This is a genomic window from Arthrobacter humicola, assembly GCF_039531445.1.
In the GTDB taxonomy this organism is placed as follows: Bacteria; Actinomycetota; Actinomycetes; order Actinomycetales; family Micrococcaceae; genus Arthrobacter; species Arthrobacter humicola.
This window is the reverse complement of sequence record NZ_BAAAQB010000041.1, coordinates 1-11,254: the sequence shown is the minus strand read 5'-3', so window position 1 is coordinate 11,254 and position 11,254 is coordinate 1. Positions and strand designations below refer to the sequence as shown.

8 protein-coding genes are annotated in these 11,254 nt (G+C 64.5%); 6 read left to right on the top strand and 2 right to left on the bottom strand.

The annotated features are described in order from the left end of the window. Nucleotides 1-2,038 (bottom strand): putative Ig domain-containing protein (locus tag ABD243_RS16660; RefSeq protein WP_344367505.1); only part of this gene is annotated, 2,038 nt, incomplete at its 3' end. A gap of 513 nt (nucleotides 2,039-2,551) precedes the next feature. Further along, on the bottom strand, nucleotides 2,552-3,895 hold the full coding sequence (locus tag ABD243_RS16655; protein ID WP_344367504.1) for a putative Ig domain-containing protein: 1,344 nt from the start codon (nucleotides 3,893-3,895) through the stop codon (nucleotides 2,552-2,554). A gap of 73 nt (nucleotides 3,896-3,968) precedes the next feature. Between ABD243_RS16655 and ABD243_RS16650 the strand changes: the two genes are divergently transcribed. The 6 genes from ABD243_RS16650 to ABD243_RS16625 all read left to right on the top strand — a co-directional run bounded on the left by ABD243_RS16650 (nucleotide 3,969) and on the right by ABD243_RS16625 (nucleotide 11,178). Then, nucleotides 3,969-4,292: a hypothetical protein gene (locus ABD243_RS16650; protein ID WP_344367503.1), complete on the top strand. Its 324-nt coding sequence runs from the start codon at nucleotides 3,969-3,971 to the stop codon at nucleotides 4,290-4,292. A gap of 273 nt (nucleotides 4,293-4,565) precedes the next feature. After that, on the top strand, nucleotides 4,566-5,798 hold the full coding sequence (locus ABD243_RS16645; RefSeq protein WP_344367502.1) for an amidohydrolase: 1,233 nt from the start codon (nucleotides 4,566-4,568) through the stop codon (nucleotides 5,796-5,798). 133 nt (nucleotides 5,799-5,931) lie between these two features. Next, entirely contained in the window at nucleotides 5,932-7,038 is a 1,107-nt protein-coding gene (locus ABD243_RS16640) for a T6SS phospholipase effector Tle1-like catalytic domain-containing protein (protein ID WP_344367501.1), read from the top strand. A gap of 32 nt (nucleotides 7,039-7,070) precedes the next feature. Continuing rightward, complete coding sequence (locus ABD243_RS16635; protein ID WP_344367500.1) at nucleotides 7,071-8,978, top strand: gluzincin family metallopeptidase; 1,908 nt, start codon at nucleotides 7,071-7,073, stop codon at nucleotides 8,976-8,978. Nucleotides 8,979-8,980: 2 nt separating this feature from the next. Beyond that, nucleotides 8,981-10,273: an MBL fold metallo-hydrolase gene (locus ABD243_RS16630; RefSeq protein ID WP_344367499.1), complete on the top strand. Its 1,293-nt coding sequence runs from the start codon at nucleotides 8,981-8,983 to the stop codon at nucleotides 10,271-10,273. Between the two features lie 128 nt (nucleotides 10,274-10,401). After that, a complete protein-coding gene (locus ABD243_RS16625) occupies nucleotides 10,402-11,178 on the top strand; it encodes a DUF222 domain-containing protein (protein ID WP_344367498.1) in 777 nt (258 codons plus the stop codon). Nucleotides 11,179-11,254 lie beyond the last annotated feature (76 nt).

The window sequence follows — 11,254 nt, the reverse complement described above, 5'->3', positions numbered from 1 at the left end:
CAAAGGCATATGTGTAGGCAGTGCCGACCGTGGCAGTAGTCGGAGGCGTGGACGCGGTAAACACCGGGGCCGTCTGGGCGGTGTTCACGGTAATCGTGATCGACGGGGTGACCGCATCGGGGCTGACCCCGTTAGTCGCGGTAACCGTGAAGGTTGCCGGACCAGCCGCCGTCGGGGTGCCGGAAAGGACCCCTGTGGTGGTGTTCAGGCTCAACCCGGCCGGCAGGGCACCGGAAGACACCCGGAACGTCGGCGCCGGATTACCCGAAGCGGCAAAGGCATATGTGTAGGCAGTGCCGACCGTGGCAGCAGCCGGAGGCGTGGACGCCGTGAACACAGGCGGTGCCGGTGCTGGGTTCACGTGGATCGCGATGGGTGGGGTGACGGCGTCGGGGCTGACCCCGTTCGTCGCGGTGACCGTGAACGTTGCACTGAACGGGGCAGCGAGTGCCGCTGCCCCTAACGTGTTGGCGTTGCGCGGGAGCCCGTAAGCATCCTGGATCAGGCCAAGAATGCTGTAGTGATTGATCGTCTGCGTGTAGTTGCCGGGGATGACGTTGGCCCCGTTGAAGAATGTGGCGATTTTGTTCGTGCTTACAGATGAATCGTTTTCATCCCAAGTGGTGATCAGCAGTGAGTTGTGCGTTTTGGCCCATTGCAGGTATGTGTCCACGTGGTTCATTGCCCACGTGTCACCGGTGCCGACGGAGCAATCGTGCATGCTGTTGCAACTGTCGGGGACGACAAAGGACACAGTCGGTAGCGTTGTGAAGTCAGTCGGCCATGCGCTGTAATCGAGGCGTTCCGATGACGGGATGGATGCCCAGTTGTTCCATGGTGAGTGATAAGCGAGGTAGTTCGTTCGCGAGGTCTGGCCTTCGGCGAATCCCGTGAATGTTCTGCCTGCTGCTTTTAGCTGGCCCTCAAGCATCGTAGTTGTGAAGCTATGCGGGTAGCTGTCATCTGTGATCCCCTGCGTGGAGCCTGAAAACAACGCGAGATAGTTCGGCTGCGAAGGGTGGCTTTCCGCGAACGTCTGCGTCATGTTCGCGCCCGATGTGGCGAGGGAGTTCAGGTAGGGCGCGCTGGAGTTGCCGATGATGGACGTGTCCTTTTGGTTCTCGTCAATCAGGATGACGATGTGGTCCCATGTTGCGACCGCCGTCGGCGTTCCGGAAAGAACCCCGGTAGTGCTGTTCAGGCTCAACCCGGCCGGCAGGGCACCGGACGACACCCGGAACGTCGGCGCCGGATTACCCGACGCGGCAAAGGTATACGAGTAGGCAGCGCCGACCGTGGCAGTAGTCGGAGGCGTGGACGCGGTGAAGACCGGGGCCGCTTGGGCGGTGCTCGCCGTGATCGTGATCGACGGGGTGACCGCGTCGGGGCTGACCCCGTTCGTGGCGGTGACCGTGAACGTTGCCGGACCAGCCGCCGTCGGGGTCCCGGAAAGAACCCCGGTAGTGCTGTTCAGGCTCAACCCGGCCGGCAGGGCACCGGACGACACCCGGAACGTCGGCGCCGGATTACCCGACGCGGCAAAGGTATACGAGTAGGCAGCGCCGACCGTGGCAGTAGTCGGAGGCGTGGACGCGGTGAAGACCGGGGCCGTCTGGGCGCCGCTCTTGAAGATGACGTCGTCGACGTAGCTGTCGCCCATCTGGCTTGTGTGTTCGGATCCGAGCTGCACGTTCGACAAGGTGGTGAATCCGGTGCTGACCTGGTTACTGGAATAGACGAGGACGCTGTCAAACCACACCTGTATCGTTGTCGCGCTTGTATTGGGGACGATCTGCATGACGACGTGGTGCCAGGAGCTGAGAGGGATGCTGGAGGACAGCAAGCGTGTGTAGACGAAAGCGCCGGTAGGTGAGGTCACACGCAGCCAGAGCTGGCCATTGCTGTTGTAGCGGTATACGTCTGCGATCCGAGTGGTTCCGGAGAAGAACCGGAAATAGGGTACGTCACTGCCGGTCAGGCCGGCCGTGGTGATGTTGAACCAGCCGTCTGCGTAGGCGGAAGGGGTTCCTGCCGGCAAGGGGGCAGTGAGGTATGCGAGCGAGCCGGCGTCGGAGGTTACGTGGAGGTAGGCGGCGCAGCCGCCTGTGTGTGCCAAAGCTGAGGAGACTGTGGCGGTTCCGGTTCCGGCGGTTTGAACGATGAACGGGGCGAGGGTATCTGATTCGAAGTTGTCGGCCACGACGGTGGCACCAGGGTACGGGTCGGTCGGTGCCGGCGTGGTGGGCTGGCAGCTTGGGGTGGCTGCTGCGGCGATATCTGCGGTGGGCATGCCCGTTCCCAGCAGTGGCGCCAGAAGCAGTCCGATAAGGCCCAGCCTTGCTAAGAACCGCATCAAGTCCCCCTGCATTGATAACGCCTGTTACGGCTGGCACCCGCTTGCCGCATTGGCCGAAATGACGGCTAAGTCCGGAGCCTATCGGCCCGGCAACCTGCGGGTCACCAGTGGGCGATACTTGTCTCTCGAGTGAAACTACCGGGGTTCCGTGGGTGGTGTCAGAGTGTTCGCGTCCGCCGAGCCAGACGTCGGGCGTCAGGCGTAGACGCGGACCCAGTCGACCTGCATCTGGCTCGGTTTGGTGGCGGTCCCGTCCGGGAACCAATCGAGCTGGATGGTTTGGTGCATCCCGACCGTCGGCTGGTGCGCCGGGTCCGTGTCGGTGAACCATGGGACTGCGTCGATGTAGCCGGTGATCCCGGACGGGGTCCACTGGACCGCGTAGTTGTGCCACTGGGTTGTGTCGATCGTCTGGGCTGCCTGAGTCTGGAAGTTCGAGCCGCTGCACGCGTAGTGCAGGAAGAACTTGATCTTGCTCGTATCGGACGTTCCTTCGGCGTAATCAATCTCCGCGCAGTTGGGCGACGTGTTGTTGTTCGGCCAGAGAATCAGGACTGGATGGTACTTCGGATCCCGGTCGCTGGTTCGCATCCGGGCCTCCCAGCGGCCGTACTGCTGCTGGGCAAACCTGGCCGACATGCCGCCGGTGGTGCCGGCCGAGTCACCGCTGACGGTGGCGACGCTGCCGTCCACGGCCCAGGCGTTCGGGCTCCGGATCCCGTTCCCCGCATGTCCCGGGCTGTTGTACACATTCCATTTCAAGGGATTCGGCGCGCCTGTATAGGTGAACTCATCCCCGGTTACTACCGGGCCCCAACCGAAGACGACGGCGGCCTGGGTACCGTCGGGCGACTCCGCGGGGTTCACGGTGATGGTCAGCGAGGGCGTGACCGCGTCGGGGCTGACCCCGTTCGTGGCGGTGACCGTGAACGTTGCCGGGCCCGCCGTCGTCGGGGTTCCGGACAGGACCCCGGTGGTGGAGTTCAGGCCCAGCCCCGCGGGCAGGGCACCGGACGAGACCCGGAAGGTCGGGGCCGGGTTCCCTGTCGCGGCGAAGGTGTAGGTGTACGCGGTTCCCACCGTCGCCGTCGCCGGTGGCGTGGCCGCGGTGAACACCGGCGCCGAGGGCGGGGTCGGGGCGGGCAGAATCTCGATCAGAGACATATTCCACTTGTCCGTAGTCGGAGCGGTGTCATTGATTCTCACGGACGACGGCGCTGTCGCCGTACCGGGCACGGTCTGGCGCTGCGTCCAGAACGTGTCACCGTTGCTGGCAAGGAACTCATCTACCTTAGTTTGACCGCTTCCGACTGTACGGGCGATGGCCCTGCTCCAGTCGTTTCCCACGCCCCAGACCCAGGAACCGGTGCGGGTTGTCGTGAGCGAAGCGCTGGGCGCACCCGTGGGCCCGTTGGCTCCCGCGACTGCTCCATCGGTGGCCGTGTCCGCGCCCGTGAACGTCGCAACCGTTATGGACGCCTGGTAAGACCCGTTGTGCGTAGCCGTCACAGTGGCGTTCGTGAGGATGCTGCTCGCCACCGCCTGCCAGATTTCAGCCGTCCCATACTGAACGTTGGTCCGTTTACGCAGGCGCCAGGTGAGCCCTCCACCGGTGACCGAGGTGAATTGCTGGGAACCGGTGACCGCCGGGCCATCAGCGCTCACAAATGCGATCAACAATTCCTTGGATTGGCTGGTTGTGAAAGCTGGCGATACCACAGATCGCGAAATCGAAGACTGGTGTTTACTGACAACCTTGTCTGTCGCCACACCAGTGGCTGCCTTGGCGGGCAGCGGCACCAGACTGAAACACACTATTGCGGCGATGACTATTAAACGTTCCAAAATCGCTCGCCGCATGAATTCCTCGCAAGTCGTCATTGAAGTGAAATATGCTATGCCGGCCAATGCTGAAGGACCCGCGATGACCCAATAACAATGTGGGATAAAAGCCCTGACTGCGGCGCGATTGCGTCATGCCGCCGAATTCATCCGGCCGGAATAACCGGCCACGCAGAGGCCATCTTAACGAGTCAGGAGTCGCCACCTCCTGAGTGGCGGCTACGTGTTAATATCCGGTTCTTACCCGTCAGAGCCTTCGCGTTACTCGCCCCTGGCACTACAAATATGGCTCCACGGGCCTAGTCTGGTTTCTATCTGTTGCGCCCGGCGCACGCGGGCGTTTTGAAGCTCCGAGAGCGAGATGCGCATGAGCAGTTCCGAGACAGTTTTGGCAGGCCTGGAATCCGAGCTCGGCTGGTTGCAGGAGATCTACACCCGGCTTCACCGGCATCCCGAACTGAGCTTCGAGGAGCATGAGACGTCGAAGATTGTCGAGGAGAAACTCACTGCCTTCGGGTATTCGGTGACCCGTATTGGAGGAACGGGCGTGGTCGGCGTCCTCGCGAACGGGGTCGGCCCGGCTGTTCTGGCGCGCGCCGACATGGACGCACTGCCTGTCACGGAGGCCACGGGGCTGTCCTATGCGTCGGCGGTGAACGGGATCATGCATGCGTGCGGTCACGACCTTCACGTCAGTGCGTTGCTCGGAGCCGCCAAGCTCATGGCGGACGGGCGTGGAGCCTGGTCCGGAACCTACATCACCCTTTTTCAGCCGGCCGAAGAAGTCGGGGCAGGTTCCCAAGCAATGATCGACGACGGACTTGTCACCAAAGTGCCACGGCCCGACGTCGCCTTTGCCCAGCACGTGATGCCAATACCGGCGGGGACAGTCGCCACCACCATCGGACCGGTCCTCTCCGCCGGCGATTCGCTCAAGATCACGGTGTACGGGAAAGGCGCGCACGGTTCGATGCCGCACATGTCCGTGGACCCGGTGGTGTTGGCCGCCTCGATCGTGCTCAGGCTTCAGTCGATCGTCTCCCGGGAGACGAAGCCCGGCGACTTCGCCGTCGTCACTGTGGGGGCGCTCAATGCCGGGGCGACATCGAACATCATCCCGGACCGCGCCACGCTCCTGCTGAACATCCGCACGTACGACGCCGGAATCCGGGCCGGCGTGCTTGCCGCGGTTGAGCGGATCGTCAAGGGCGAGTGCTCTGCCGCCGGATCGCCCCGGGAACCTGAGTTCGAGTATTACGACCAGTTCCCGCTCACCAGCAACGACGCAGCTGTGACAGAACGCGTGCGGACGGCGTTTACCGCCCGCTTCGGGGCAGAGGCTGTGCGCACGGCGGAGCGGCAGACGGCGTCCGAGGACTTCAGCCGCATTCCGGACGCGTTCGATGTGCCGTACACCTTTTGGCTCCTCGGCGGCGCGGACCCCGATGCTTACCGCGCTGCAGCCTCGAAGGGAACAGTGGCCCGGGACATCCCGGCGAACCACTCCCCCTCCTTCGCCCCCGTGATTGACCCGACCCTCTCCATGGGCGTCCAAGCCCACGTCGTCGCCGCACTGTCCTATCTCTCCCGGGAGGGGTGACGCCCTGCGGGAAGCCGGGTGCCCTTGAGTGCTGACCCGGTTCGCAAACTTCCTCTTCCCTTGGCGGCGCTGGAGGGGGATGATCGGCTTCAGGTGCGGCAGGTGCGGTACGTGCCCGGCGGGGAGGTTTCAAATGTCCCGGAATCTGGTGGTGTGTCTGGATGGGACCGGTGCGCAGGTGCGCGCCAAAGGCAACACCAACGTCGTCCTTCTGTACGAGCTGCTCGATCATTCCGATCCGACTAGACAGATCGCCTACTACGACCCTGGGGTCGGGACGTTTGCGTCTGCCGGGGCGTGGACTCCTCTCGCCAGGTCGATCTCGCGGGTGGGCGGGCTCGCGTTCGGGTGGGGTCTGCGGCAGAACCTTGGGGAAGCCTATGCGTGGCTGATGCAGAACTGGGCCCCCGGGGATCAGATCTTCATTTTCGGGTTTAGCCGCGGCGCGTATACGGCTCGTGCCCTCGTGGGGATTCTTCGCGCCATCGGCGTGATGCGTCCAGGTTCGGAGAACCTCGTTCCGTATGTGGTCGCCACCTATGCCCGTCGGGGCGGTGAAGGGCGGATTGACTGGGACGAGGTGCACCTCACGTCGGAAGTGTTCGCGCAGCACGTCGACGGCAAATCGACGGTGCCGGTGAGGTACCTGGGCGTGTGGGACACCGTCAAGGCTGCAGGGTTCCTCCGATGGGAGATCCGCTGGCCTTTTACGCGCGAACTCCCCAATGCCGTGCGAATCCGCCATGCAGTGTCGATCAATGAGAAGCGGGCTCCCTTCAAGGAGTACCTGGTCGACGCCCGCACGGACGGGTCCCTGGAAGAGGTTTGGTTCGCCGGTGTGCACAGCGATGTCGGAGGAACCTTCGTCGACAAGACACCGGCCGGCCAGGCAGCGCGCCCGGGGAAGCCGACCCCTGCTCCGCGGCTTTCGAGAATCGCCTTGAAGTGGATTATCGAGGGCGGGATTGCCGAGGGTTTGTTAGTTCGATCCCGCGCCGTCGGGGCCGCCTGCGCGGTCACCCCTGCTGACGCGACCGCGGAGCTGCACCGCCGCGGCCGGGCATGGGTGCTGCTCGGCACACGCAACAGGAAGGTCCCCGCCGGCGCCGCCGTCCACGCCAGCGTGAACACCCGGGCCGTGGCCGATCCAACGTTCAAGGCACCCGCCAATGTGGTCTGGGCCGATCCGGACTGGGCCGGGCAAGAAGCGGCGCCTGCGTCGGCTCGGGCTGAGCAGTGACTCCCGCGAGGAGGGACCGGCCCGAGGCCGTGTTGCCGGCCCGGCGGCTACTTCGTGCGTATGCGTTCGATCCGATGTCGACCCGCCTTTCCGGCAGGTTCCTCACGATCGACATCCCGTTCGAAAGGGACCTCAGGCCCGGCCCGGCCGGCCGGCTCTTGCAGGTCGTCGACTATGACGTGGCCCGTGACCTCTGGTATTTGCCGGTTGACCTGAACGCCGCCGCCATCCTCGCCCAACGGGGTATGCGCCCCTCGGAAAGCGATCCAAGAACCCATCAGCAAGTCGTCTACGCAGTGGCGATGAGCGTGATCGAACGCTTTGAACGATTTGGCGGCTTCCGCTTCCGCTGGCGTGGCGACGACAAACTCCGCCTCGTCCCGCATGCGTTCGAGGGACGTAACGCCTACTTCGACAAGGACCGGCGGGCTGTCCTTTTCGGCTACTTCCGTGCCGACGAGAGGGACCCTGGAGCCAACCTGCCGGGCCAGATGATGTTCACCTGTCTGTCCGTTGACGTGGTCGCCCATGAAGTCACTCATGCCATCGTGCACCGCATGCGCAAGTACTTTTCCGAACCCACTCACCCGGACGTGCTCGCATGGCATGAGGCAATAGCCGACCTCGTTGCACTGTTTAACCACTTCGGCTTCCCCGAAGTGGTCTCCGATGCCGTGGCGAAATCGGAAGGCACCCTCGAGAAGGGGTCGGCGCTGCTGGATCTTGCAACCGAGTTCGGCGCGTCCACCGGACGCGGTGCGGCACTGAGGTCCGCGATCGGATCCCCCCGCACCCCGGACGCGTTCCTGAAAGCCGTTGAACCACACGATCGCGGGGCGTGCTTCGTCGCCGCCGTCTTCGACGCGTTCATTGACACCTACAAGTCGCAGATCGCCGATCTCCGACGTATCGCCAGTGCAGGCACCGGGGTCCTGCCGCCGGGAGCGCTCCCAACAGACCTGGTCAATCGCGTCACCGCCACGGCGGCGATGAATGCCGACCGTTTCCTGGAAATGGTGGTCCGGGCATTCGAATACCTCCCCGTCGTCGACGTGACCTTCGGTGATGTCGTCCGGGCGATCGTCACCGCGGACCAGGGACTCTACCCCGATGACGCCGGACACCTTAGGGCAATTCTTGTCGAGGCCTTCCGTCGGCGCGGTATCTACCCGCCGGGAGTGACCTCCCTCGCTGACGAGGCCCTCGTCTGGTCCAAGCCGCCACTGGACATGAACCTTAGAGACGGGATCAATGCCATCGACCTGGCACCCCTGATCCTGGAAGCAACACTCGACCTCGACACCGGCAGCACCGTCTATTTCGCCGACGATTCTGACACCACTCCGGCCACCGGGCATGCTGTTCCCGGTCGGGCGGTTCCCGGACAGGCGCCACATGGCCAGTTGACGTCACAGCCCGATGCCAGACACCTTCAGGAGCTCATTCGCGGCTGGGGAGTAGAACACGCCTATGAACTTGGCCTGGACAAAGCCGCAGGGAAGATCGAGATGGTCAGTGCCCGGGTCGTCTACCTGTGGGCCTCCGACGGTCAACCCCGACCGATCGTCGCCATCCAGTTCGCCCAGCGTCGCGACGATCTGGAAGATCAGCGGACCGACGAAACCGGCGCCCAGATCCCGCCAAATCAACGCGCAGCGATTCGCGCCGGCACCACCGTCATCGCCCGCGTGGACGGCCAGGTCGAATTTCTCGTCACCAAACCGCTACCGCTTTCGGACCACACAAAACTCGACGACCTGTCTGGGGATATCAGGGGCTGCGCACTGGACTTCCACGAGGCCGGCACCGAACGGCTGCGGTCGATCCGCGACTGGATGGGCGACGTCGAAGACATGGACGCGCTCTCGGCCTGGACCGTCGAACCGGCAACCCTCCGACTCTCCTTCGCGCGCCTGCACGCCGGCCAGGACGGAGCCTGAGCATGCCAGCGTCCTCCGTCACCGTCCGCATGTACGACGTCGGCTTCGGCGATGCCTTCCTGGTCACCGTCAAACGCGACGATCAGGCCTGGCGGATGCTGGTGGACTGCGGCGTCCATAGCCTGGGCAAGGCGCGGCCCCTCCTCGACGTCGTACGTGCGATCATCTCCGACCTCACCGAGGCGGCCGCACCGGGAGGACCCCCCACTCTCGACGTGGTCGTAGCAACGCACCACCATGCCGACCACATCACCGGATTCGCCTACGACGACTGGGAAAAGGTCCAGGTCGGCGAAGTCTGGGTGTCATTCGTCGAAGACGATTCCGACGACGACGCCAAAAGACTCAAGAGCGGTCTCGCCCGCGCAGCAACAAGCTTGAACACCCTGATCGGCCGTGCGCCCGCAGCGCTGAACGACGAAGCACGAACCCTGGCTCTCGGGGTTGCCGGCACTCTGGCTCTGAATTCGCTGGGCAACGAGGACGCCATGGACCGCCTGCTCGGACGCAACGGCAAGCACTTTCTCAACGTCCCGACGGTCCGCTACCTCCCGGACAGGATCGCGCAGCTCAACGTCATCCGCACGCCACTGCCCGATGTCACCATTCATGTCCTCGGACCCTCACGTGACCCTGACCAGCTCAAACTCATGAACCCTCCCGCGTCTGCCCGCTGGCTTGCCATGCAACAGGCTCTGGATGCCGAACCCGCGAGCGACTCCCCCGGCAGCCAGACGCCTGCTGCGCCCCTTTTCGCCGGGATCTACAGTGTCACGCCCGACGAAGTGAGCCACGACATCGGAATCGAACTTCTCAGCACCTTGGCAACCCTCAACCTCGGAGCCCTCCTCGACGACGCGAGCGAACTTCTGGCGGCGGCCTCCATCCTCGAGCGCTCCGTCAACAACACCAGCATCTACTTCGTTCTCGACGTCGAGGGCACCAGACTCGTCTTCGTGGGCGACTCACAAGAAGGCGCCTGGGACCATGTTCTTCAAGACCCCGCGGCCCGCGCTCTCGTCTCAAACCCTGCCTTCTACAAGATCGGCCACCACGGCTCCCACAACGCCACCCCACGCGATTACGTCACCAGCGCCATCGGCAACCAGGGAACTTACGCGATGCTCCCCTACGGGAAAGTCGAGCAGTGGGGCGACATCCCGAACGGGGCACTGCTGGCCGCATTGACCACCATGAACACCCACATCGTCAGGGCTGATGCCCCAGTCGCAGACGCCCGGGTTCACGTCGGACCCGGCAACCTCTGGAGCGAGATCACCTTCCCCGTGACGTGAATGAGGCCAGACCTCGCCAGACGTCCGGCACGGCGGTGTTTTTCAGAGCACCGGCAAATTCATCAATATTGCCGGCGTCCCGTCGGAGCACCATCAAGATTGTCGGTGCCTCTTCATAGACTTGGGGTATGAAAAGCAGGGTGGCTTGGAGCGGGGACAGCGGGGTGGCGGTGGAGGCCATTGCCGCGTCTGTGGCTGTGCTGGCTGCCTTGCTCGGGTCCGGCTCCGAGGGCCCGGACCGCTCTGATCCGGCCGCCGCCGATGCCCAGCGGGATGCGGGTGCCCTGCGGGATGCCGGTGCCCTGCGGGACTCTGATGCCGTGCGGGGTGCTGGTCGGCCCGTCGCCGGTGGTGATCCGTTGCGGGATTTGGCGGATGGGTTGTTGGACGGGTTGGCCGAGGTGGCCCGGTTGGAGGCCCGGACGGCGGCGCTGAAGGTTCAGCTGGCCGCCGACTACGCCCGGGCGGCGAGGTTCCTGGCCCCGCCGGCGGGATCCGTGCGGGACCGTGCCGTCCAGGAGATGGCCCTGGTCGCCGAGGTCGCGTGTGTCCTGACCGTGAGCGAACGCACCGCCGGGGCGTTGTTGTCCGAGGCCCGGGCCTTGACGACGGCACTCCCGCTGACCTGGGCGGCGTTGCGGGCCGGGACGATTTCCTGGCAGCACGCCCGGATCCTTGTCGAGGAAACCAGCGGCCTGGATTCTGCCGGGGCGGCCTCGCTGGAGGGGCATTTCCTGGACCCGGCCGCGCCCGGGGCGGCCCGGGGCTGTGCGGCCGGGGAGCTCGTGCCGTCCCGGTTCCGGGCCAAGGCCCGTCGCTGGCGCGAACGCCACCATCCGGAGAGCATCGAGGCACGCCACACCGTGAGCGTCGCGGACCGGGGGGGTGTCAGATTGTTTGTGTAGGAGGGCTGTAGTCGCTGATTGATTGGAGAATCATTGTGGCTATGACTGAACCCCGTGAAGTGCTCCCGGAGGAGCT